Source organism: Nonomuraea sp. PA05 (genome assembly GCF_008086045.1).
In the GTDB taxonomy this organism is placed as follows: domain Bacteria; phylum Actinomycetota; class Actinomycetes; order Streptosporangiales; family Streptosporangiaceae; genus Nonomuraea; species Nonomuraea monospora.
In genome coordinates this window covers 1-23,600 of sequence record NZ_VSEY01000019.1, presented here as the reverse complement: position 1 = coordinate 23,600, position 23,600 = coordinate 1, and the positions used below count along the sequence as shown (strand labels likewise).

Below are 23,600 nucleotides of genomic sequence, written 5' to 3'. Positions count from 1 at the left end.
TGAGCGGCCAGACGGCGGAGAGCCAGAGGCGAGGTCCGCCCGGCTGAGACATGACAATAGGGGAGGTCGATATGGGCAGCGCATCACCCCGCGACCACCTGATGAAGCTCCTGGAGCCCGTGGTCAGCGCGGAGGGCCTCGACCTGGAGGACATCACGGTCACCCAGGCAGGCAAGAGACGGCTGTTGCGCGTGATCGTGGATCGTGACGGCGGCGTGAGCCTCGACGACGTGGCCGACGTGAGCCAGGCCGTCTCCACGGCGCTGGACGACGACGACGCGATGGGCCAGGCGGCGTACACGCTGGAGGTGTCCTCGCCGGGCGTCGATCGCCCGCTCACCGAGCCGCGCCATTGGCGCCGTGCCGCCAAGCGGCTGGTGAAGGCGGAGCTGAGAGACGGATCCGTGGTGGAGGGCCGCGTCGTGGCCGCCGACGAGAGCGGCGTCGACCTCGACGTCTCGGGCGCGCCGCGCAGGCTTGGTTTCGAGGACCTGACCCGCGGACGGGTGCAGGTGGAATTCCGCCGAATCGACGACGTCGACGGCGACGAAGGCTAAGGGGGAGCCGTCGTGGACATCGACATGAGCGTCCTGCGCAGCCTGGAGCGGGAGAAGGACATCTCCTTCGACCTGGTCGTCAAGGCGATCGAGGACGCGTTGCTGATCGCGTACTTCCGCACCGACGGCGCCGCGTCCAAGGCGCGGGCGGAGCTCGACCGGGGCAGCGGTCACGTCACGATCTGGGCGGCCGAGCTCGACGATGACGGCGAGGTCGTCAGGGAGTTCGACGACACGCCCAGCAACTTCAGCAGGATCGCCGCGACCACCGCCAAGCAGGTCATCCTGCAGCAGTTGCGCGACGCCGAGGACGAGATCAACTTCGGCGAGTTCGCCAGCCGCGAGGGCGAGCTGGTCTCCGGCGTGATCCAGCAGGGCAAGGACCCTCGCGTGGTGCTGGTCGACCTGGGCAAGATCGAGGCCGTGCTGCCGCACGCCGAGCAGGTGCCCGGCGAGGAGTACGTGCACGGCGAGCGCATCCGCGCTTACGTGGTGCAGGTGAAGAAGGGTCACAAGGGCCCGTCCGTCACCCTGTCGCGCACGCACCCCGGGCTGGTCAAGAAGCTGTTCGCGCTGGAGGTGCCGGAGATCGCCGACGGCACCGTGGAGATCGCGGCGGTGGCGCGCGAGGCGGGTCACCGCACCAAGATCGCCGTCAGGTCGCGCAAGCAGGGCGTGAACGCCAAGGGCGCCTGCATCGGCCCGATGGGTTCGCGGGTCCGCAACGTGATGACGGAGCTGCACGGCGAGAAGATCGACATCATCGACTGGTCCGAGGATCCGGGCGAGTTCGTGGGGAATGCCCTGTCGCCGGCGCGCGTTTCCCACGTCGAGGTTCTCGATCTCGAAGGCCGGGTCGCGCGGGTGACGGTGCCCGACTACCAGCTCTCGCTGGCGATCGGCAAAGAGGGACAGAACGCCCGGCTAGCCGCGAGACTCACGGGATGGCGGATCGACATCCGGCCCGATACACAAGCCGAGGACGCCGCCGGTTCCGTAGATGCGTCAACACGGTAAGCTGGAATATGGTGGCCGAGCGGTCCCACAGCGCACCTGTGTGGGCTGCCGGGCTCGCGAGGCTAAGTCCGAGCTGCTCCGTCTGGTGCGGGTCGAGGGCCAAGTGGTCCCTGACCTGCGCGGACGGCTCCCGGGGCGAGGTGCATCGCTGCACCCGTCCCTGAGCTGTCTGGAGCTTGCCGAGCGGCGCCGAGCGTTCCCGCGCGCGTTCCGCGTGCCGGGGCCGCTTGACAGCTCGCCCGTGCGAGCGCACCTGGAGGGAGACCAAGAAATGTCATGTAGGACGCCGAGTTGATGGGCGGAGTCAGATTGCTATGAGCGCCTGATGAGCACGCGGCGATGAAGACGTCAAGGTAGCGACGGTCCGGACGGCACAGCCAGCCTCCCGGGCCGAGTAAGGGAGTGCAGTGGCGAAGGTCCGGGTATACGAGCTCGCTAAGGAGTTCGGCGTAGAGAGCAAGGTCGTCATGGCCAAGCTCCAAGAGATGGGAGAGTTCGTCCGTTCGGCGTCCTCGACCATCGAAGCGCCGGTGGTCCGCAGGCTCACCGAAGCGCTAGGGGTCTCCAAGGGAGGCTCCTCTAGGGGCGGCGGTCAGCCGTCCAACAAGCCGCAGCCGCCAAGGGCTGCGCCCCGGCCGGCCGAAGGCCAGGCCGGTAACGGTGCCGGGCAGGCACCGGTTCCCGCTCCACCGCGCCCGGGCCCCAAGCCCGGTCCGCGTCCCGGCCCGCAGGGCGGCGGCGGTCAGCCGCGCCCGCCGGTGCCGATGCCGCACCAGCAGCCGCAGCAGGCCCCCGAGGCCGCTCGCGGCGAGACCTCCGGTGCCCCGCAGGCGCGTTTCGAGAGCGGCGCGCCCGCCCGGCCGACCCCTGGTCCGCGTCCCGGCCCCGCCGGTGGCGGCCCGCGTCCCGGTCCCGGCCCCAAGCCCGGCCCGCGTCCCGGAGGCCCCGGTGGGCCCGGTGGTGAGCGCGGCGGCGAGCGTGGTGGTGAGCGCGGCGGCGAGCGTGGTGGTGAGCGCGGCGACCGTGGTGACCGCGCTGAGCGTGGCGACCGCGGCGACCGTGGTGGTGACCGTGGCGGCGACCGCGGCGGTTCGGCGCCCGCGCCGCGTCCCGGCGCGCCCGCCGGTGGCGGCCCGCGTCCCGGCCCCGGCCCGCGGCCTGGTCCGCGTGGCCCGCGTCCGGGCAACAACCCGTTCTCGTCCAACGCCAGCGGCATGGGCCAGTCCCGTCCGCCGCGTCCCGGTGGCAACCGCGAAGGTGGCGGCGGCCCCGGCCAGCGCGAGCGCCGTGACGGCCCGCCGCGCGACGGCGCGATGCCGCGTCCGCCGCAGGGCCGTGGTGGCGACAGGCCCACTCCGGGTCCGCGTCCCGGCCCGCCCTCCGGCGGAGGCCCGCGTCCGGGTCCCGGCGGCGGTGGCGGTGCGGGCGGTCCCCGTCCGGGTGGCCCGCGTCCCAACCCGATGATGATGCCGCAGGGTCGTCCTGCCGGTCCCGGCGGCGGTGGCCGTCCGGGTGGCGGTGGTGGCGGTGGCGGTCGTCCCGGCGGTGGCGGCGGTGGCCGTCCCGGTGGTGGCGGCGGCGGTCGTCCGGGTGGCGGCGGCGGTTTCGCCGGTCGCCCGGGTGGCGGCGGCGCCGGTCCGCGCACCGGCACCGGTGGTCCCGGTGGCGGTGGCGGCGGCGGTGGCTTCGGCGGCCGTCCCGGTGGCGGCGGCCGTGGCCGTGGTGGCGGCACCGCGGGAGCCTTCGGGCGTCCCGGCGGCCGTCCCGCGCGTGGCCGCAAGTCCAAGCGTCAGAGGCGCCAGGAGTTCGACAACATGTCGGCGCCGGCGATCGGCGGTGTGCAGGTCGCCCGTGGCAACGGCGCGACGATCCGCCTGCCGCGCGGCGCGTCGCTGTCCGACTTCGCCGACCGCATCGGCGCGAACCCCGCCTCGCTCGTGCAGATCATGCTGCACCTGGGCGAGATGGTGACCGCGACGCAGTCGGTGAACGAGGAGACGCTGCAGCTTCTCGGTCAGGAGCTCGACTACGACATCCAGGTCGTCAGCCCGGAGGAGGAGGACCGCGAGCTTCTCGAGGCCTTCGACATCGAGTTCGGCGAGGACGAGGGCGACGAGGCCGACCTGGCCGCGCGTCCGCCGGTCGTGACCGTCATGGGTCACGTCGACCACGGTAAGACCAAGCTGCTCGACGCCATCCGCAAGACCAACGTGGTGGCGCGCGAGGCGGGTGGCATCACCCAGCACATCGGTGCTTACCAGGTCGCCGCCGAGCACGAGGGCGAAGAGCGGAAGATCACCTTCATCGACACCCCGGGTCACGAGGCGTTCACCGCCATGCGTGCCCGAGGCGCCAAGTCCACCGACATCGCGGTGCTGGTGGTCGCGGCCGACGACGGTGTGAAGCCGCAGACGATCGAGGCTCTCAACCACGCTCAGGCGGCCGAGGTGCCGATCGTGGTCGCGGTCAACAAGGTCGACAAGGAGGGCGCAGACCCGAACAAGGTCCGTGCCCAGCTCACCGAGTACGGCCTGGTGGCCGAGGAGTACGGCGGCTCGACCCTCTTCGTCGACATCTCGGCGAAGAACGGCACGGGCATCGACAACCTCCTCGAGGCCATCCTGCTGACCGCGGACGCCGAGCTCGACCTGCGGGCCAACCCGACGATGGACGCCCAGGGCATCGCGATCGAGGCGCACCTCGACCGTGGCCGCGGCCCCGTCGCGACCGTCCTGGTCCAGCGCGGCACGCTGCGCGTCGGCGACTCGATCGTGTGTGGCGAGGCCTTCGGCCGCGTCCGCGCGATGCTCGACGACAACGGCGAGCCGGTCGAGGAGGCCACGCCGTCGCGTCCCGTCCTGGTGATGGGTCTGACGGCCGTGCCGAGCGCCGGTGACAACTTCATCGTGGTCACCGACGACCGGATGGCCCGGCAGATCGCCCAGCAGCGCGCGGCGCGCAAGCGCAGCGCCGACATGGCGAAGTCGAGCCGTCGCCGCACCCTCGAAGAGCTGTTCAGCGACCTTGAGAAGGGCCGCGTCGACGAGCTCAAGCTCATCATCAAGGGTGACGTGTCCGGTTCGGTGGAGGCCCTGGAAGACGCCCTGCTCAAGATCGACGTCGGCGACGAGGTCAGGCTCCGTGTCCTGCACCGCGCGGTCGGCGCGATCACCGAGTACGACGTCAACCTGGCCGTCGCCGACGACAACGCGGTCATCATCGGCTTCAACGTCCGCCCCGAGCCCCGGGCGCGCGACCTGGCCGAGCGCGAGGGCGTCGACATCCGCTACTACTCGGTCATCTACCAGGCGATCGAGGAGATCGAAGCGGCGCTCAAGGGCATGCTCAAGCCCGAGTTCGAAGAGGTCCAGATGGGCACCGCCGAAGTCCGCGAGGTCTTCAAGGTGCCGAAGATCGGCAACGTCGCCGGTTCGCTGGTCCGCTCCGGTCTGATCGTCCGCAACAGCAAGGCCAGGGTGATCCGCGACGGCGTCGTCATCGCGGACAACCTGACCGTCTCGTCCCTGCGTCGCTTCAAGGATGACGCGACCGAGGTCCGCGAGGGCTTCGAGTGCGGTATCGGTGTCGGCTACAACGACATCAGGATCGACGACGTGATCGAGACGTTCGAGATGCGGGAGAAGCCGCGCGTGTGACGCGCGGCCGGGCGCCCGGCGGGACATCCGCCGGGCGCCTCTCGCACGCCCGGGCCTGGTCCCCACCGCAGCAGGCCCGGCGTGCTCACACACCCAGCCAAGCGGTGGTGACCAACGATGTATGTGGGTGCTCTGACCCTGGACATCCTGCTCGGCGACGTCAGATCGCTGAAGCAGAAGCGCTCTGTCGTACGGCCGCTGATCGCCGAGTTGCAGCGCCGTTATCCCAGCATCGCGGTGGCTGAGACCGGCCATCTCGACCTGCATCGCAGAGCGGAGGTCGGTGTGGCGGTTGTCTCCGCCTCCGCGGGTAACTGCAAGGAGGTGCTGGACGCCTGCGAGCGCATGGTGGCCTTCCGCCCCGAGATCGAGCTCCTGTCGGCCCGGCACCGGCTCTACAACGATGAAGACTGAACGACTGCACGGCCAGGTCGTGCGTGAGGGGGAGCGAACATGGTGGATGCAGCACGAGCACGCAAGCTCGCCGACCGCATCCAGCAGATCGTCGCCGAGATGCTGGAGCGCCGGATCAAGGATCCGCGTCTGGGCTTCGTCACCGTGACCGACACGCGCATCACCGCTGACCTGCGCGACGCCACGGTGTTCTACACGGTGTTCGGCTCCGATGCCGAGCGGGCCGACAGCGCTGCCGCCCTCGAAAGCGCCAAGGGCATCATCCGCTCCGAGGTGGGCCGCCAGACCGGGGTGCGGTTCGCCCCGACGCTGACGTTCAAGCACGACCCGCTGCCCGACAGCGCGCGGCACCTCGACGATCTGATCAACGCCGCCAGGGCGCGGGACGCCGAGGTGGCGCGGCAGGCCGAGGCCGCCTCCTACGCCGGAGAGGCCGACCCCTACCGCAAGCCCGACGACGAGGAAGACGCCGAGGTGAGCAGGGACGATCAGGCGTGACGCCCGACGTACGCGACAGGACCGACCGCCCGGCGAGCATCGGGCGGCTCCCCGGCGAGGGCGGCTGCCCGATCCCCGAGTCGTCGTGGGATCGGGCGCTGCGGCTGATCGGCCAGGCCGACGAGGTCGCGCTGGCCTGCCACGTGAACCCCGACGGCGACGCGCTCGGGTCGATGCTGGCCGTGGCGTTCGTGCTGCGCTCGATGGGCAAGCGGGTGGTGGCCTCGTTCGGTGACCGGATCTTCGCGGTGCCGAGACTGCTGGGGTTCCTGCCGGGGCAGGAGATGCTGGTGCCGCCGGAGGAGTACCCGGCGGCGCCCGACCTGATGATCGTGTTCGACTGCTCGACGTTCGAGCGGGTGGGTCTGCTGGGCGCCAACGCCGCCTCGGCGCGCGAGGTCATCGTCGTCGACCACCACCCGTCCAACACCGGGTTCGGCACGCTCGACCTCATCGACGCCGACGCGGCGGCCACGGCCATGCTGGCCGAGCAGCTCGTCTACCGGCTCGGCGGCCGGCTCGACCGTGACATCGCCACCTGCCTGTACGCGGGGCTGGTGACCGACACCGGGTCGTTCCGCTACTCCTCGACCACGCCCGCCGTGCACCAGATGGCGGCCAGGCTGGTGGCGACCGGGCTACGCACCGACGAGATCGCCCGCGAGCTGTGGGACCGTTCCCCGTTCGGCTACCTCAAGGTGCTGGCGAACGCGCTGGAGCGGGTGACGCTGGAGGGCCGGCTGGTGTGGACGTACGTGTCGCGGGTCGACCGGGCCGCGTACGGGCTGCCGTACTCCGAGCTGGAAGGCATCATCGACATCGTGCGCCGCGCCGACGAGGCCGAGGTCGCGGTCGTGCTCAAGGAGGATGACCACGGCGACTGGCAGGTCTCGACCCGGTCCAAGGGCACCGTCGACGTGGCCGCGGTGTGCGCGGCCCTCGGCGGCGGCGGCCATCACAACGCGGCGGGCTACACCTCGTACGAGACCGTGGAGGAGACCATGGCGAAGTTCCGGCGCGAGCTGCGGAGGGTTTCCTGAATGGCCGAGAGCGGTCTGATCATCGTCGACAAGCCGGCGGAGTGGACCTCCCACGACGTGGTGGCCAAGATGCGGCGCATCGCGGGCACCCGCCGGGTGGGCCACGCGGGCACGCTCGACCCGATGGCGACGGGCGTGCTGGTGGTCGGCGTGGAGAAGGCGACCAGGCTGCTGGGGCACCTGACGCTGACCGAGAAGGTGTACGAGACCACCATCCGGCTCGGCGTGAGCACCAACACCGACGACGCCGAGGGCGAGGTCATCGCCACGGCCCCGGCGTCGGACGTCACCGGGGCGGAGATCGCCAAGGGCGTCGCCGCGCTCACCGGTGAGATCATGCAGGTCCCGCCGCAGGTCAGCGCGATCAAGGTGAACGGTGAGCGGGCCTACAAGAAGGCCCGCGCGGGCGAGGAGGTCGCGCTGGCGGCCAGGCCCGTCACGGTGCGGCAGTTCGACGTGCTCGACATCAGGCACGGCGGCGACGTCGTGGACGTGGACGCGGTCGTGACCTGCTCCAGCGGCACCTACATCCGCTCCCTGGCCCGCGACCTGGGCGCCGCGCTCGGCGTGGGCGGCCATCTGACGATGCTGCGGCGCACCCGGGTGGGGCCCTACGACCTGTCGCTGGCCAGGAGCATCGAGCAGCTCGCGGGAGAGTGCGTGATCCTGCCCATCGGCGAGGCGGTGGCGGCGGCGTTCCCGCGCCGCGACGTCACGGCCGACGAGGCACGCGTCATCGGGCACGGCGGGCGGCTGCCCTCCGTGGGGCTCGGCAAGGGGCCGATCGGGGTCTTCGGGCCGGAGGGCGAGCTGCTGGCGCTGGTCGAGGAGCAGGGCCGGGTGGCCAAGCCCCTCGCGGTGTTCGTCGGGTAGCGGGTGCGGGCGCGTCACTCGTCCGACGGCTCTGTCGAGGCGAGTGAGCGTGCGTCTAGTCGGCTGCCTGCAGACGCGCCGCCCGTGCCGCGACGAGTGCGATGAGCGCGACGAGGACGATGGAGACGATCTCCCGTAGCTGGCCGGGGCTGTATCCGGCGTGGAACCCGATGACCAGCACGAGAACGATGACGATCACCGGCTGTGGAGCCCGGGACGCCGGTGATGACCGCTGTGTGTTCATGGTGGTGTATCACCCTTTCCGGTAGGTGAGTCGCAGGAGGAGTGTCACCGCCGGGCGCCGCGCGTAAAGGTGGCGGAGGGCTTTTGGCAATTGCCACTTGGCGGTGCCCGGCATCTTCGGCCGGAAGACCGGGGATAAGGGGGGCATCGCCGATCCTCGGGGTGACATGTGCCCACATCGAACCTGACGCTGCGCAGACGTCAGCTTGCGGTTCAGTTACGCAAGATGCGGCAGGAAGCCGGAATGACGATCGAAGAGGTCGCAGGCAGGCTGCCGGCAAGCCCGACAAAGATCAGCCGGATGGAGAACGGGCAGCGTGGTGCCAGCCCGCGCGACATCCGGGATCTCAGCGAGATCTACGGTGTGGACGACGAGCGCGTGGTGAGCAAGCTGATCGCCTTGGCGTCGGAGTCGCGTTATCAGGGGCTCAGGCAGGAGTTCGGAGATCTCGGCCACGCCGCGATGTACACCCACATGGACATCGAGGCAGCCGCCTTTGGGATCACAGAGCTGCAGATCTCCTACCTTCCCGGACTGCTGCAGGTCGAGGAGTACGCCCGTTCGCTCATCCGGGGAACCCTGCCGGGGCTGGCCATGGAGATGCTCGAACGGCGGGTGCAGGCCCGGAAGAAGCGCCAGGCGCGGCTGTGGGAGGAGCCTCCGCTGCCGTACTGCGTCATCGTGGACGAGGCCGCGCTGCGCCGGGAGGTGGGCGGCTCACGCATCATGCGCCGGCAGCTCGATCACTTGCTGTGGGTGGCGGCAGAGGGCCGGGTGACGCTGCAGGTCATGCCGTTCTGCCGCGGCGCTTATACGGGCATGGACGGCCCTTTCATGCTCTACGAGCTCCCCGAGCCGATGCCGACCCCCATCGTTTTCGTCGAGACCATGGACGCGGTGGAGTACCTGGAGAAGCCGACGACGGTGGCCCTCTACCGGACCGCGATCGACCGGCTGAAGAGTACCGCGCTGCCGCCCGCCGCCTCGATCGCGCTCATTGACGAGATTAAAGGAAGCTTTGCCGGATCAAGGCTCTGATGAGATTCCCCTGCTTCGCCCCTAGTGGTAGGGGCGCCGAGTATGCTGTCACGAAGAGTAATTGAATGACTACAGGGGAGCATCATGACCGGCGATTTCTCGAGCCACCAGCCCGCTTGGCAACGAGCATGCAACAGCGGCAACTGCGTTGAAGTGGCGATCGGTGACGGCCGCGTCAGGGTCAGGGACAGCAAGGACGGCGGCGACGGTCCGGTCCTCGACTTCAGTCGTGAGGAGTGGACGGTCTTCGTGGACGCGGTGCGGCGCGACCAGTTCAGCCTGCCCGAATGACCTCGGGCCAAGCTCGCTAGGCGGGCTTGCGGGCCACGATGACGTCGCGCACGATCGCCTGGTCCACCCAGTGCTCGAAGTCCGGGTATTCCAGCACCTCCAGCCCCGCCTCCGCGAGGATCCTGCCCAGCTCCGCGCTCTTGCCGCCGTAGGTGTTCCAGGCGATCCCCATCGCCCCGCCGGGCCGCAGCAGCTCGGCCCAGCCCGGCACGGCCTTGGCCAGCAGTTCCAGGGGGCTGCGCGACAGCCCGGCGCCGCCCTTGCTGCCGTGCTGGACGCCGTAGGGCGCGTCGGTCACCACCAGGTCGAACGAGCGGGGCTTGAAGAACTCGCGGCTGCGCAGCGTGTCGGCGTTCACCACGGCCAGGTGCTGGACGTCGCCCGCCTTGACGGCCTCCTTCGACAGGCCGAAGGCGATGTTGAGCCGCCGCCCGGCCAGCGCCCGGTCGCGGCGCACCGGCACGGTCTCGGCGGTGTGCTTGAGTCGCTTGTTGCGCAGCCAGGTCTTGATGAAGCCGCTGTAGGCCTCGAAGTCCTTGCCGTCCACGTCGATGCCGTAGGCGTCGTAGCCGTACATGAGCGCCTGGTTGAGGGTGGTGCCGCGGCCGCAGAGCGGGTCGAAGACCTGCAGCCCGTCGCTCAGGCCCTTGTCGCCCGCCAGCGCGGTGACGTTGAGGAGCAGCTTGGTGAAGTGCTCGTTGGTCTTGCCGGCGTACTTCTGGATGGTGAGCAGATCGCTGCTCAGCCGGTCGCGCGGGCTCATGGTAAGGGGTCTGAGCAGGTCGCCCTCGACGCCGAACACCGCGTAGACGGACGACAGGTTGGACAGCAGGCGCACGTCGCGCTCGCTCAGCGGGCGCGCGGTCTCGAACACCACGTACGGAACGCCGCCGATCCGTGCCTCCGCGCTGTCGAGCACCTCGCCTTCGAGGGCGCGCGAGCTGAAGACGGCCAGCTCGGCGAGGGTCAGCCGGACGGAGCTCTCGCCGTAGACCCGGTTGAAGGCAGGCAGGATCAGAAGCGCGTAACGAGGCATGATGCCCGATGATAACCCCCTCGATTGGAGGGAAGGGCGCGGCGCATGGCAGGCTTGTACGGGTTGATCCGGGGACGAGCGAATGGGGCCTAGCGTGCAGGGTTCGGAAAGGTCTGTCGTCACCATCGGCGTGTACGACGGGGTCCACCGCGGGCACCAGCGGGTGGTCGAGCGCACGGTCGCCGTCGCCAGGGAGCGCGGGCTGCGGAGTGTGGCCGTGACGTTCGAGCCGCATCCGGAGGAGGTGGTGCGGCCGGGGTCGCATCCGTTCCGGCTGAGCAACGCGCGGCGCAGGAGCGAGCTGCTGGTAGAGCTGGGCGTGGACGGGGTCGAGGTGCTGGAGTTCACGCTGGGGCTGTCGCGCACGCCGCCGGAGGAGTTCGCGCAGAGCGTGCTGGCCGAGCGGTTGCGGGCGGCGGTCGTGGTGGTGGGGGAGAACTTCGCGTTCGGGCAGGGCGCCAAGGGCGATGTCGAGACTTTGCGGACGCTGGGCGAGATGTACGGCTTCGAGGTGGAGGCCGTGCCCCTCCTCGACGGCGTCTCCTCCAGCTCGATCCGTGACCTGCTCGTGGACGGCGACGTGGCGCGGGCCAGGGAGTGGCTCGGCCGGCCGCACCGGGTGGAGGGCGTGGTCGTCCGCGGCTACCAGCGCGGTCGCCAGCTCGGCTTTCCCACCGCGAACGTCGAGACCCCGCAGTACACCGCGATCCCGGCCGACGGCGTCTACGCGGGCTGGATGGAGTGCGTGCCGGTGGCCAACCTGCCCGCCGTGTACGCGGGTGAGCGCTGGCCGGCCGCGATCTCGGTGGGCACGAACCCGACGTTCGAGGGGGTGCCGCGCACGGTCGAGGCGTACGCGCTGGACCGGGACGACCTGGAGCTGTACGGGGTGCACGTGGCGGTGGAGTTCGCGGCGCGGCTGCGCGGGAACACGCGGTTCGAGTCCATCGACGCGCTGATCGCCCAGATCCACGCCGACGTGGACGCCACCCGCCGGGTCACGCGCTGAGAGCGGGCGGGCGACCCCACTTCGAGCGTGAGGGGGCCCGTTCCGCGTGAGTCCGTGCACCGGACATGAGGTGGTAACCTTGCATGTCGGCTCTGTAGCGGTGGCGCTGCGCGCTGCCCATGAAGGCCTTCACGCGGCGACTGTAGGCACGCACGGTCGTTCGCGCTTCCATCTCATTCGCGCGTGTCCGTAGATTGAAGGAGAGCCGTGTCCCTCGACACCGCTGCCAAGAAGACCATCATCAGTGAGTACGCGACGGCCGAAGGCGACACCGGTTCGCCCGAGGTGCAGATCGCGCTGCTCAGCAAGCGCATCAGCGAGCTGACCGAGCACCTGAAGACGCACAAGCACGACCACCACAGCCGTCGTGGTCTGCTGCTGCTCGTGGGTCGCCGGCGCCGCCTGCTGAAGTACCTGCAGAAGGTCGACATCCAGCGCTACCGTTCGCTCATCGAGCGACTCGGTCTGCGCCGATAGCATGAAAGGGAGCGGCGTCCGCGCCGCTCCCTTCTCATATGGGGTAGGACCCCATACGGTCGGACGCGTGGCGGCGTGAATCGCCCCCGCGCCTGACGTACAACTGAAGATCCGAGACACAGCCCCCGCGTCCGTTCAGCACCATGCGACCCGCGACGCCTGCGGGCCGGTCCTCGGTAGTGGCTTCCGGTAAGAACGCACTTGACCGGGCGCTTCGATCGAAGACCGGCGCTGCACCTAACGAGGGTGCCGGTGAGAAGAGGGCGCGGGTGACCGACCACAAGGAGGTCCCCCGTGGAGGGTGTCCACACTGCTGAAGCCGTCATAGACAACGGCTCATTCGGCACGCGTACGATCCGGTTCGAGACCGGTCGTCTCGCGCGCCAGGCGGCGGGCTCCGCCGTCGCCTATCTCGACAACGACACGATGGTGCTCTCGGCGACCACCGCCTCGAAGACGCCGAAGGACCAGTTCGACTTCTTCCCGCTGACGGTGGACGTCGAGGAGCGCATGTACGCCGCGGGCCGCATCCCCGGCTCGTTCTTCCGCCGTGAGGGCCGTCCCTCCGAGGACGCCATCCTCACCTGCCGCCTGATCGACCGGCCGCTGCGCCCGTCGTTCGTCAAGGGCCTGCGCAACGAGGTCCAGGTCGTCGCCACGGTGATGGCGCTCAACCCCGACCACCTCTACGACGTGGTCGCGATCAACGCCGCGTCGCTGTCCACCCAGCTCGCCGGGCTGCCCTTCTCGGGCCCGATCGGCGGCGTGCGGGTGGCGCTGATCGACGGCCAGTGGGTGGCCTTCCCGACGCACCCCGAGCTGGAGCGCGCCACGTTCGACATGGTCGTCGCCGGGCGGGTTCTGGAGGACGGCGACGTCGCGATCATGATGGTCGAGGCCGAGTCCACCAAGGACACGCTGAAGCTGGTCGCCGAGGGCGCCGTCGCGCCCACCGAGGAGACGGTCGCGCAGGGCCTCGACGCCGCCAAGCCGTTCATCAAGGTGCTGTGCGAGGCGCAGTCGCGCATCGCGCGGGTCGCGGCCAAGGAGACGGCCGAGTACCCGGTCTTCCTCGAATACCAGGAGGACGTCTACGCCGCCGTCGAGGCCGCGATCAAGACGGAGCTGGCCGCCGCGCTGACCATCGCCGGCAAGCAGGAGCGCGAGAACGAGCTGGAGAAGGTCAAGGCGCTGGCCGCCGAGAAGCTCCTGCCCGAGTTCGAGGGCCGCGAGAAGGAGATCTCCGCCGCGTTCCGCTCGGTCATGAAGAAGCTCATGCGCGCGCGGGTCGTCAACGAGGGCATCCGCATCGACGGCCGCGGCACCAAGGACATCCGCGCCCTGTCGGCCGAGGTCCACGTGGTGCCCCGGGTGCACGGCTCGGCGCTGTTCGAGCGCGGCGAGACCCAGATCATGGGCATCACCACGCTGAACATGCTGCGCATGGAGCAGGTCATCGACACGCTCAACCCCGAGCGGACCAAGCGCTACATGCACAACTACAACTTCCCGCCCTACTCCACCGGTGAGACCGGCCGGGTGGGCTCGCCCAAGCGCCGCGAGATCGGTCACGGCGCGCTGGCCGAGCGGGCGCTGATCCCGGTGCTGCCCACGCGTGAGGAGTTCCCCTACGCGATCCGGCAGGTCTCCGAGGCCCTCGGCTCCAACGGCTCCACCTCGATGGGCTCGGTCTGCGCCTCCACGATGGCGCTGCTCGACGCCGGTGTGCCGCTCAAGGAGATGGTCGCGGGCATCGCGATGGGCCTGATCGGCGAGGGCGACAGCTACGTCACCCTGACCGACATCCTCGGCGCCGAGGACGCCATGGGCGACATGGACTTCAAGGTCGCCGGCACCAAGGACGTCATCACCGCCCTGCAGCTCGACACCAAGCTCGACGGCATCCCCGCCAGCGTGCTGGCCGCCGCGCTCAAGCAGGCCAAGGGCGCCCGCCTGGCGATCCTCGACGTGATGCAGGAGGCCATCGACTCCCCGGCGGAGATGAACCCGACGGCGCCGCGCATCATCACCATCAAGGTCCCCGTCGACAAGATCGGCGAGGTCATCGGCCCCAAGGGCAAGATGATCAACCAGATCCAGGACGACACGGGCGCCGAGATCACCATCGAGGACGACGGCACGATCTACATCGGCGCCACCGACGGGCCCTCCGCCGAGGCCGCCCGTTCGGCGATCAACGCGATCGCCAACCCGCACATGCCGGAGGTCGGCGAGCGTTACCTGGGCACGGTCGTCAAGATCGCCGCCTTCGGCGCGTTCATCTCGCTGATGCCCGGCAAGGACGGCCTGCTGCACGTCTCCCAGATCCGCAAGCTGCACGGCGGCAAGCGGATCGAGAACGTCGAGGACGTCATGAGCGTCGGCGAGAAGATCCAGGTCGAGATCGCCGAGATCGACGGCCGCGGCAAGCTCTCGCTGGTGCCGGTCGAGGTCATCGAGAAGGAGGCCGCCGAGAAGGCCGCTTCCGGCGACGCGGCTCCGGACGAGTCCGCCGACCAGCCGGAGTCCGCCGCCCCCGCCGGCGAGGACAAGGGCGATCGGCCCCGCCGTACCCGCACCCGCGTGCGCACCCGCGGCTCCGCCGAGGGAGACGACCGGAACTCGTGACGACGACCACGCTGCACCCCGGCAAGGACGGAGCCGGGGTGGTAAGGCGCACCGTCCTCCCGGGTGGGCTGCGCGTGGTGACCGAGACCATGCCGACCGTGCGAAGCGTCGCGGTCGGCATGTGGGTCGGCATCGGCTCGCGTGACGAGGCCCCCGAGCACATGGGGGCCACCCATTTCCTCGAACACCTGCTGTTCAAGGGCACGCCCACACGCGACGCGATGGAGATCTCCGCCTCGATCGAGGGCATCGGCGGTGAGATCAACGCCTTCACCGCCAAGGAGTACACCTGCTACTACGCGCGGGTCCTCGACGAGGACCTGCCGATCGCGGTGGACGTCCTCGCCGACGTCGTGACCAGCTCGCTGGTGACCGAGCAGGACGTCGAGTCCGAGCGGGGCGTGATCCTGGAAGAGATCGCCATGCACGACGACGACCCGTCGGACGTGGTGCACGAGCAGTTCGCGGCGGCGCTGTACGGCGACTCGCCGATCGGCCGGCCCATCCTGGGCACGGTCGACTCGATCAACGCCCTGGCGCGGGAGCGGATCGCCGAGTACTACCGGTCTTACTACCGGCCTCGCACCACGGTCGTGTCCGTCGCGGGCAACGTCCGGCATGAAGAGGTCGTCGAGCTGGTGACCAGGGCGTACGAACGGGCGGGCGTGCTGAGCGGCCCCGCCGAGTTCGCGCCGCCGCGCACCAGCGGCCCCGGCGCCGCGACGCGTTCCGGCGTCACGGTGCTCGACCGGCCGACCGAGCAGGCCAACCTGGTGCTCGGCACGACCGGCCTGGCCCGTACCGACGACCGCAGGTTCGCGCTCGGCGTGCTCAATGCGGCGCTGGGCGGCGGCATGTCGTCCAGGCTCTTCCAGGAGATCAGGGAGAAGCGCGGCCTGGCCTACTCGGCCTACAGCTACACCTCGGCCTACGCCGACACCGGGCAGTTCGGCATCTACGTGGGCTGCCTGCCGTCGAAGATCGACGACGTGCTCAAGATCTGCCGGGACGAGGTGTCCAGGGTGGTGGCCGAAGGGCTGAGCGCCGACGAGATCATGCGCGGCAAGGGGCAGATGCGCGGCGGGCTCGTGCTGGGCCTGGAGGACACCGGCTCGCGCATGTCCCGCATCGGCAAGAACGAGCTGGTCTACGACGAGCTCATGTCGGTGGACGAGGTGCTGGCCCGCATCGAGGCCGTCACGCCTGACGAGATCTCCGAGGTGGCGTACGACGTGCTCAACCGGCCGCTCACGCTGGCCGTGATCGGCCCGTACGGCGACAAGGACTTCTCCGACGCCGTTCGATAGGGTTCCCCTGTGATCAGGGTAGGTGTGCTCGGCGCCCAGGGGCGCGTGGGCGTCGAGGTGTGCAAGGCGGTCGAGGCGGCCACCGACATGGAGTTGGTGGCCGCGCTCGACAAGGACGACCCCATCGAGGGGCTCGAAGGCGCCGAGGTGGTGGTCGATTTCACCCATCCCGATGTGGTGATGGGCAACCTCGAATGGATGATCGGCCACGGCATTCATCCGGTGGTCGGCACGACGGGGTTCGACGAGGGGCGCCTGGAGAGGGTGCGCGGCTGGCTGGCGGCCAACCCGGGCACGAGCTGCCTGATCGCGCCCAACTTCGGCATCGCGGCCGTGCTCATGATGCACTTCGCGCAGCAGGCGGCCCGTCACTTCGAGTCCGTCGAGATCGTGGAGCTGCACCACCCCAACAAGGCCGACGCGCCGTCCGGCACGGCCCGGCGCACGGCGGAGCTGGTGTCCGAGGCCCGCGCCAAGGCGGGCCTGGCCGCGATGCCCGACGCGACGAGCACCGCGCTCGACGGCGCCCGCGGCGCCGACGTGGGCGGCGTGCACGTGCACGCGGTGCGCCTGTCCGGGCTGATCGCGCACCAGGAGGTGCTGCTCGGCGGCGACGGCGAGACCCTCACGATCAGGCACGACACGATGAGCAGGGCGGCGTTCACCCCGGGCGTGCTGCTCGGCGTGCGCAGGGTGCGCGAGCTGCCCGGCCTCACGGTCGGCCTGGAGCCGCTGCTCGACCTGTGAGAACGCACACGACGTGCCCACACCCTCGGGCGTGGGCACGTCGTGAGGAGAGGGTCCCGGCTCCGCACAGCCGGGCCTACGATCATCAACCCTAATACGAGCGGCGAGATCAGCCCGAACCATGAGATCGTGTCGCCATGGTGCGATGGGCGAGGAAGAGCGAGCTGCCGGGACTGGTCGCGATCGAGCTGGCCGCCGACGGGCTCTTCGAGCAGGTGGGCATCGTCTTCCCGCCGGGCACGACGCAGATCGAGGAGGTCGGCGACCCTGACGTGGTGCTCGTCGAGGGCGAGCCGCCGGCCGGGTTCGCGCTGATCGGCTGGGTGGACGGCAACCTGCACCTCGAACAGCTCGCCGTGCGTCCTGACGACATGCGCCAGGGCATCGGCGGGCGGCTGATGGCCGCCGTGCTCGACCACGCGCGGGCCGCGGGCGCTTCCCGGGTGACGCTGACGACCTTCCGCGACGTGCCCTGGAACGCGCCGTGGTACGAGCGGCACGGCTTCTTCGTGATGCCGGAGGCGCAGTGGGGGCCGCAGTTGCGCGACCTCGTGCGGCAGGAGCGCGACCTGGGCATCGAGGTCGCACCCCGCGTCGTCATGCACCGCGTTCCCTGACCTATTTCCCCTCCGACGGGTGGGTTTGACCGGCGATGCCACCAGCGAATACTCTCATGAGCCAGTTGGATTATTCCGGTAGACACTGCAGTTAGGCGGGTTGCCGGTTGGCGTGAAATGAGGATCCCCGGTGGCCGAACTGCCCCTCTCACGGCGTTCACTCCTGCGGGCCGCCGCGCTCGTCGCGGCGCTCCCCGCACTCGCGACCGCCTGCGGCTCCGACGACCCCGCCACGCCCACCGCCCAGGGCGGCGGCACCCTGGACACGCTGCGGGTCGCCCTGCCGTCCTCCATCGGCTCGCTCGACGCGGCCAAGGAGGCGGGCATCATGAACTACGTCGTCGCCCTCCTCGTCCAGGAGGCCCTGGTCGGCGTCGGGCAGGACGGCAGCCTCCAGCCCTCCCTGGCCGAGTCGTGGGCCAGGAAGGACGCGACCACCTACGTCTACAAGCTCCGCTCCGGCGTGACCTTCTCCGACGGCGCCCCGCTGACCGCCGCCGACGTCGTCGCCAGCCTGAACCTGCACGCCAAGAAGGGCTCCACCACCGCGTTCGCCTATGCCTACGCCAACGTCAAGAGCATCGAGGCCACCGCCGACGCCGAGGTCACGATCGTGCTCAAGGAGCCCGACGCGTCCTTCGCCTGGACGCCCTCCCCCGGCACGCTGCTGGTCACCAGCGAGAAGTTCATCGAGGCCACCGGCGAGCGCATCGGCACGCCGGAGGGCAAGCTGCTGGGGACCGGGCCGTACACGGTGACGGAGTTCGCCCCCGACTCGCACGTCACGCTGCGGCGCAACGACGCCTGGTGGGGCGGCAAGGCGCCGTTCGCGCAGATCAGGATCGACTTCATCCCCGAGGAGTCCACCCGGCTGCTGGCCATGCGCGGCGACTCCGTGGACGTCGCGCTCAACGTGCCCGCCGAGCAGCTCGACCAGTGGCAGGCCATCCCCGACGTGCAGGTCAAGACCGCGGGCGACCGGTCGCTCGTCACGCTCGCGTTCAACACGGCCAAGAAGCCGTGGGACGACGTGCACGTCCGCAAGGCCGTCGCGCACGCCGTCGACAGGGAGGGCATCGTCAAGAGCATCCTGCGCGGGCACGGCAAGGTCGCCGCCACCATCCCCGACCCGGCGCAGTGGGGCGGCGTGCTCGACTCCGCCGCCGTCACCGACCTGTACTCGGCCATCCCCCAGTACCGCTTCGACCTGGCCGAGGCCAAGGCCGAGCTGGCGCAGTCGGCCACCCCGCAGGGCTTCTCCGACGTGCTCACCTACCCCGGCAGCGGCCCCCAGCTCGGCCGCGCCGCCCTCACCCTGGCCGAGAACCTCAAGGGCATCGGCATCAACCTGGAGGTCAAGGAGGTCCCGCTGGAGCAGTGGATCGCCGGCCTCGGCAAGCACGCGTCCGGGATCTACCTGGGCTGGTACTTCGCCACCACCGGCGACCCCGCCGAGTACACCCAGCAACTCCTGCACGGCGGCGCCACCGGCGAGAACGGCACGAACATCGCCGAGTACGACAACGCCGAGGTCACCCGGCTGCTCGACGAGGCGAAGGCGAGCACCGACGAGGCCGCCAGGGGCGAGCTGCTGGGCCAGGCCCTGGTCAAGGCGGCGGCCGACGTGCCGTACCAGCCGCTGTGGTGGGGCGAGGCGGCCACCGCGTTCGGCAAGGCCGTCACCGCCGACGGCTTCGGGCCCTACTTCTTCGTCGGCCCGTGGGCCGCGAAGACCACCACCCGATGACGCGCGACCCCCTGGAGGTGCACGCGGCGCTGGCCGGGCTGCGGTACCCCGAGTCCGTGGCGCTGCATCCGGACGGCGATCGCGTGGCCTGCGTGATCGAGGGCGTGGCGCACGTGGCCGCCCTGGACGGCACGCTCACAGCGGTCGAGGGCGGCGAGCACGCCCTGACCCGATGGTCGCCCGACGGGCGGCTGCTGCTCGCGTCCGGGTCGAACGAGGTGCGGGTGCTGGACGCCGACCTGCGGCCCGTCTGGCGCGCCGAGGTGGACGGCGAGATCGAGGACCTGATCCCGGCGTCCGACGGCACGCTGCTCATCCGCCACGCCGACTACGGCAGCGAACGCGACGGCAGCCACCTCGGCCTGCGCGTGCACGACCCCAGTGACCCCTTCGTCAGGACCCCCGGCGGCCGCCTGCGCCGCCTGTCCTGGACGCACGTCGGCGACGACCGGCTCCGGGAGATCGCGCTGCCCGGCCTGACCGTGTGGGACGCCGACTGGCGCGACGGCCGCGCGCTCGCCGTCACCTCCGCCGACGAGACCCCCGCCGGCTTCTACCGCCCCCGTCTCGACCTCGCCGACGCTCGCACCGGCGAGGTCAGATCGCTCTACCAGACCCCCTGGCAGCTCAGCCGCCCCCGCCTCGCGCCCGGCGGCGGGGCCGCGGTCGTGGTCGAGGGCCTGTCCATCGTCTCCGGCCGCGTCATGCACGCCGACCTCGTGACGGGCGACGTCCGCCCGATCCCCGACCTGGACGACGTCACCGACCTGGGCTGGCTGGACGAGCGCACCCTGTGGTTCACCGGCTGGTCGGGCACCGGCGTGCACGGCGGCGTCATCGAGGACGGCCGCGTGACGAGCCGCTGGACCGCGTGGGGCACGCTGGGCGGGCGCGACGGCCAGCCCTCGCTGTCCGTCGCGGGACGGCTGGCCGCCGCCACCTGGGAGACGGCCGGGCAGCCGCCCGAGATCGCCGTCGCCTCGCTGGACGCCGGCGACTGGCGCCCCATCACCACGCTCAACACCGAACTGGCGCCGCTGGCCGTGCATCAGGAGGAGATCACCTGGTCGGGACACGACGGCCTGCCCGTCTCCGGCCTCCTCCTGCGCGCAGACCCGAACCGTACGGGACCGCTGGTGGTCATCGCGCACGGCGGCCCCACCTGGCTGTGGTCCAGCTCGTTCGCGCCCGCCGAGTCCAACCAGCTCGCCCTGCCGCTCGCGCACGCGGGCGCCACCGTGCTGCTGCCCAACCCGCGCGGCAGCAGCGGGCGCGGCCAGGCGTACGCGCGGGCCGTCATCGGCCTGGTCGGCGACGCCGACCTCACCGACGTCCTGCGGGGAGTGGACCACCTGGTCGCGACCGGCGTCGCCGACCCCGCACACCTGTCGATCATGGGCCTCAGCTACGGCGGGTTCCTGACCGCCTGGGCCGTCACCCGCACCGACCGCTTCCGCGCCGCCGTCGTCATGTCGGGCGTGAGCGACTGGCTGAGCTTCGCCACCGCCAGCAACCTGGCGGGCGGCTTCGACCCGCTCTACCACGCGGGCGCCGACCCCGCGACGCCCGAGGGCAGGGAGGCCCTGGCCGCCCGCTCACCGGTCTACCACGCCGGCCAGGCCGCCACGCCGACCCTCATCCTGCACGGCGACCAGGACAGGACCACCCCGCTCGGCCAGGCGGAACAGCTCTACCGCGCCTGGTCCGCCGCCGGCGTACGCACTGAGCTGGTCGTCTACCCTCGGGAGGGGCACGAGCTCGTCGAGCCCGCGCACCGGGCCGACGCCGCGCGGCGGGTGATCCACTGGCTGGGGGTGTCGTGAGGTTCCTGCTGCGCAGGCTCGCGGGCACCGCCGTCGTCGTGCTGCTGCTGTCGATCGGCGTGTTCTGCCTGCTGTACCTCGCTCCGGGATCCATCCAGCAGACCCTGCTCGGCACCCGCCCCGCCACCGCCGAGACCATCGCCGCCATCCAGGCCCGCTACCACCTCGACGACCCCGTCGCCGTCCAGTACCTGCGCTGGCTCGGCGGCGTGCTCGGCGGCGACCTGGGCACCTCCATCAGGACCGGCGCGCCCGTCACCGACATGCTGGGCCAGCGGCTGCCGCTCACGCTCGGCCTGGTCGGCTACGGCACCCTGCTGGCCGCGCTGGCCGGGCTGCCGCTCGGCGTGCTCGGGGCGCTGCGGCGCGGCCGGATCGCCGACCGGCTCGCCGTCACCGCCGGCGTCGTCGGGCTGAGCGCGCCGCCGTTCGCGGTCGGGCTGCTGCTGCTCGTGGTGTTCGCGCTGTGGCTCGGCTGGTTCCCCGTCTACGGCACCGGCGGGCTGTGGCACCTCACGCTGCCCGCCGCCGCGCTGGCGGCCGGCGCGGTGGGCATGCTCGTCAGGTTCAGCAGGGCCGCGCTGGTGCGCGAGCTGGAGCAGGACTACGTCGTCTTCGCCCGCGCCCGAGGCCTCAGCGGGCCGCTCGTGCTCTACTACGCCGCCCGCAACTCGCTGGTGCCCGTGCTCACCGCCACCGGGCTGGTCGTGACCGGGATGCTGGCCGGGACCGTGCTGGTGGAGGTCACGTTCGCGCTGCCGGGCATGGGGTCGCTGCTGGTCGACTCGGTGACGTTCAAGGACGTGCCCGTCGTGCAGGCGCTCGCGCTGCTGCTCACCCTGCTCATCGCCGCCGTCAACCTGCTGGTGGACGTCGGCTACTCGCTCGTCGATCCCCGGGTACGGCTATGAGATGGCCACCGTACGCCGCGCTGGCCGTGCTCGCGATCGTCGGCGTCGCGGCGGCGTTCTCGCCCTGGATCGTGCCCGGCGCCACCGCCCAGGACCTCATGACCGGCATCACCGGGCCGGGCCCCGGGCACCCGCTCGGCACCGACGACCTCGGCCGCGACGTGCTGCAACTGCTCGTCGCCGGGGCCCGCACCGCCGTTCCGGGCGCGCTCGCCGTGGCCGCCGGCTCGATGCTCATCGGGAACCTCGTCGGGCTCGCCGCCGGATACTTCGGCGGCTGGGTCGACACCCTGGCCATGCGCTGGGCCGACCTGATGTTCTCGCTGCCCGCGCTGCTCGTCGCGATCGTCGTGGCGGGCGTGCTCGGCGGCGGGTACGCGCTGGCCGTCGCCGTCCTGGTGGTGCTGTTCGCGCCCACGGACACGCGGGCCGTGCGCGGCGCCGTCCTGGAGCAGCGCCACCGCCCCTACGTCGAGGCCGCCCTGCTCAAGAACCTCTCCTCCTGGCGGATCATGACCAGGCACATCTGGCCCAACATCGCCTCCGTCAGCCTCGCCGGAGCGTTCGTGAACTTCGCGTACGCGCTGGTCTCGCTGGCCTCCCTGTCGTTCCTCGGCCTCGGCGTGCCCGCCGGGTCGCCGGACTGGGGGCGGACGCTGGCCGACAACCGCACACAACTGCTGGCCAACCCGTGGGCCGTCATCGCCCCCGGCCTGGCCGTGATCGCCACCGCCGTCGCGCTCAACGTCGTGGGCGACTGGCTGCACGAGCGCGTCGAGCGGCGCGGAAGGGCACGCTGACATGCTGAGCGCCAACGGCCTGACCGTCCGGCAGCCCGCGACCGGGCGCACCCTGCTGTCCGGCGTGTCCTTCGAGGCCGCGCCGGGGGAGTCGGTGGCCATCGTGGGCGAGTCCGGCTCGGGCAAGTCGCTGACCGTCCGGGCGCTGCTCGGGCTGCTGCCCGCCGGGCTGGAGTCGTCCGGCGAGGTACGCGTGGACGGCCACCGCGTGGACGACGACCCCCGGACCCTGCGCGGGCTGCGCGGCGGCACCGTGTCCCTCCTCATGCAGGACCCGTTCACGCTGCTCAACCCGCTGCGCAAGGCGGGCAGGCAGATCGCCGACGGCCTGCCGCGCGGGGCCGGCCGCACGGCCGAGGTGACCAGGCTGCTCGCCGAAGTCGGGCTCGGGGCCGAGGTGGCGGAGCGGTACCCGTTCCAGCTCTCCGGCGGCATGCGGCAGCGCGTCGGGCTCGCGGCGGCGCTCGCGGCCGGGCCCCGCGTCCTCGTCGCCGACGAGCCCACCACCGCGCTGGACGCCACCACCCAGCGCGAGGTGCTGGCGCTCATCCGGCGCGTGCAGCGGGACAGGGACATGACGTTCCTGCTGATCACGCACGATCTGCGGGTGGCGTTCTCGATGTGCGACCGGGTCGTGGTGATGTACGCGGGGCGGGTGGTGGAGGACGGCACGGCGGCGGAGCTGCGGGCCCGGCCGCGGCACCCGTACACGCGGGCGCTGCTGGCCGCCGAGCCGCCCGCCGACCGGCGCCTGGCGGTGCTGCCCTCGGTGCCGGGGTCCGTGCCGGCGCACGACGCGGTGGCGGGGCGGTGCGGGTTCGCCGACCGGTGCGCGCACGCGATCGACGCCTGCTGGACAGCGACCCCCGA

At 71.2% G+C, this 23,600-nt stretch carries 23 protein-coding genes; 21 read left to right on the top strand and 2 right to left on the bottom strand.

Annotated features, from left to right (window positions below):
- Positions 1–71 precede the first annotated feature (71 nt).
- The 8 genes from rimP to truB all read left to right on the top strand — a co-directional run bounded on the left by rimP (position 72) and on the right by truB (position 8,055).
- Positions 72–557: a ribosome maturation factor RimP gene (rimP, locus tag FXF51_RS28175; RefSeq protein WP_148437699.1), complete on the top strand. Its 486-nt coding sequence runs from the start codon at positions 72–74 to the stop codon at positions 555–557.
- Between the two features lie 12 nt (positions 558–569).
- The gene (nusA, locus tag FXF51_RS28170; protein ID WP_148437698.1) at positions 570–1,574 is read left to right on the top strand and encodes a transcription termination factor NusA; all 1,005 of its coding nucleotides are present in this window, start codon (positions 570–572) and stop codon (positions 1,572–1,574) included.
- Positions 1,558–1,869: a YlxR family protein gene (locus FXF51_RS28165; protein ID WP_148437697.1), complete on the top strand. Its 312-nt coding sequence runs from the start codon at positions 1,558–1,560 to the stop codon at positions 1,867–1,869. Before nusA ends, FXF51_RS28165 begins: the two co-directional genes overlap by 17 nt.
- Positions 1,870–1,981: 112 nt before the next feature.
- Positions 1,982–5,230, top strand: coding sequence for a translation initiation factor IF-2 (gene infB / locus FXF51_RS28160; protein ID WP_148437696.1), 3,249 nt, complete (start codon positions 1,982–1,984; stop codon positions 5,228–5,230).
- 117 nt (positions 5,231–5,347) lie between these two features.
- Positions 5,348–5,644 carry a DUF503 domain-containing protein gene (locus tag FXF51_RS28155; protein WP_080042097.1) on the top strand — a complete coding sequence of 99 codons (297 nt, stop codon included), beginning with the start codon at positions 5,348–5,350 and terminating at the stop codon, positions 5,642–5,644.
- A gap of 39 nt (positions 5,645–5,683) precedes the next feature.
- The gene (gene rbfA / locus FXF51_RS28150) at positions 5,684–6,142 is read left to right on the top strand and encodes a 30S ribosome-binding factor RbfA (protein ID WP_148437695.1); all 459 of its coding nucleotides are present in this window, start codon (positions 5,684–5,686) and stop codon (positions 6,140–6,142) included.
- The gene (locus tag FXF51_RS28145; RefSeq protein ID WP_148437694.1) at positions 6,139–7,182 is read left to right on the top strand and encodes a DHH family phosphoesterase; all 1,044 of its coding nucleotides are present in this window, start codon (positions 6,139–6,141) and stop codon (positions 7,180–7,182) included. The genes rbfA and FXF51_RS28145 overlap by 4 nt, the downstream gene beginning before the upstream one ends.
- Positions 7,183–8,055: a tRNA pseudouridine(55) synthase TruB gene (gene truB, locus FXF51_RS28140; protein ID WP_148437693.1), complete on the top strand. Its 873-nt coding sequence runs from the start codon at positions 7,183–7,185 to the stop codon at positions 8,053–8,055.
- A 55-nt stretch (positions 8,056–8,110) separates the two neighbouring features.
- Here the strand turns inward: truB and FXF51_RS28135 are convergent, their stop codons facing one another.
- On the bottom strand, positions 8,111–8,299 hold the full coding sequence (locus tag FXF51_RS28135; RefSeq protein ID WP_148437692.1) for a hypothetical protein: 189 nt from the start codon (positions 8,297–8,299) through the stop codon (positions 8,111–8,113).
- Positions 8,300–8,467: 168 nt separating this feature from the next.
- On the opposite strand from FXF51_RS28135, the gene FXF51_RS28130 reads away from it, so the two are divergent.
- The gene (locus FXF51_RS28130) at positions 8,468–9,337 is read left to right on the top strand and encodes a helix-turn-helix domain-containing protein (protein ID WP_148437691.1); all 870 of its coding nucleotides are present in this window, start codon (positions 8,468–8,470) and stop codon (positions 9,335–9,337) included.
- A gap of 84 nt (positions 9,338–9,421) precedes the next feature.
- Positions 9,422–9,628 carry a DUF397 domain-containing protein gene (locus FXF51_RS28125; protein WP_148437690.1) on the top strand — a complete coding sequence of 69 codons (207 nt, stop codon included), beginning with the start codon at positions 9,422–9,424 and terminating at the stop codon, positions 9,626–9,628.
- 16 nt (positions 9,629–9,644) lie between these two features.
- Here FXF51_RS28125 and FXF51_RS28120 read toward each other — a convergent pair whose 3' ends face one another.
- Positions 9,645–10,664, bottom strand: a complete 1,020-nt coding sequence (locus FXF51_RS28120) for a TRM11 family SAM-dependent methyltransferase (RefSeq protein ID WP_148437689.1) — start codon at positions 10,662–10,664, stop codon at positions 9,645–9,647.
- Positions 10,665–10,746: 82 nt separating this feature from the next.
- Between FXF51_RS28120 and FXF51_RS28115 the strand changes: the two genes are divergently transcribed.
- From FXF51_RS28115 to FXF51_RS28065, 11 genes are all read left to right on the top strand, one after another.
- Positions 10,747–11,673: a bifunctional riboflavin kinase/FAD synthetase gene (locus FXF51_RS28115; protein ID WP_148437688.1), complete on the top strand. Its 927-nt coding sequence runs from the start codon at positions 10,747–10,749 to the stop codon at positions 11,671–11,673.
- 207 nt (positions 11,674–11,880) lie between these two features.
- Positions 11,881–12,150 carry a 30S ribosomal protein S15 gene (rpsO, locus tag FXF51_RS28110; RefSeq protein WP_090945762.1) on the top strand — a complete coding sequence of 90 codons (270 nt, stop codon included), beginning with the start codon at positions 11,881–11,883 and terminating at the stop codon, positions 12,148–12,150.
- A 294-nt stretch (positions 12,151–12,444) separates the two neighbouring features.
- A complete protein-coding gene (locus FXF51_RS28105) occupies positions 12,445–14,778 on the top strand; it encodes a polyribonucleotide nucleotidyltransferase (protein WP_148437687.1) in 2,334 nt (777 codons plus the stop codon).
- Positions 14,775–16,085 (top strand): M16 family metallopeptidase, encoded by a 1,311-nt coding sequence (locus FXF51_RS28100; protein ID WP_148437686.1) that lies wholly within the window; start codon positions 14,775–14,777, stop codon positions 16,083–16,085. Before FXF51_RS28105 ends, FXF51_RS28100 begins: the two co-directional genes overlap by 4 nt.
- A gap of 9 nt (positions 16,086–16,094) precedes the next feature.
- Positions 16,095–16,832 carry a 4-hydroxy-tetrahydrodipicolinate reductase gene (gene dapB, locus FXF51_RS28095; protein ID WP_148437685.1) on the top strand — a complete coding sequence of 246 codons (738 nt, stop codon included), beginning with the start codon at positions 16,095–16,097 and terminating at the stop codon, positions 16,830–16,832.
- Positions 16,833–16,969: 137 nt separating this feature from the next.
- Entirely contained in the window at positions 16,970–17,449 is a 480-nt protein-coding gene (locus tag FXF51_RS28090) for a GNAT family N-acetyltransferase (protein WP_148437684.1), read from the top strand.
- Between the two features lie 130 nt (positions 17,450–17,579).
- The gene (locus FXF51_RS28085; protein ID WP_148437683.1) at positions 17,580–19,196 is read left to right on the top strand and encodes an ABC transporter substrate-binding protein; all 1,617 of its coding nucleotides are present in this window, start codon (positions 17,580–17,582) and stop codon (positions 19,194–19,196) included.
- On the top strand, positions 19,193–21,019 hold the full coding sequence (locus FXF51_RS28080) for an alpha/beta hydrolase family protein (protein ID WP_148437682.1): 1,827 nt from the start codon (positions 19,193–19,195) through the stop codon (positions 21,017–21,019). Before FXF51_RS28085 ends, FXF51_RS28080 begins: the two co-directional genes overlap by 4 nt.
- On the top strand, positions 21,016–21,930 hold the full coding sequence (locus FXF51_RS28075; protein WP_262379889.1) for an ABC transporter permease: 915 nt from the start codon (positions 21,016–21,018) through the stop codon (positions 21,928–21,930). Before FXF51_RS28080 ends, FXF51_RS28075 begins: the two co-directional genes overlap by 4 nt.
- Positions 21,927–22,730 (top strand): ABC transporter permease, encoded by an 804-nt coding sequence (locus FXF51_RS28070; RefSeq protein ID WP_148437680.1) that lies wholly within the window; start codon positions 21,927–21,929, stop codon positions 22,728–22,730. Before FXF51_RS28075 ends, FXF51_RS28070 begins: the two co-directional genes overlap by 4 nt.
- 1 nt (position 22,731) lies before the next feature.
- Positions 22,732–23,600, top strand: an 869-nt coding sequence (locus FXF51_RS28065) for an ABC transporter ATP-binding protein (protein ID WP_148437679.1), incomplete at its 3' end; no start/stop codon positions are given.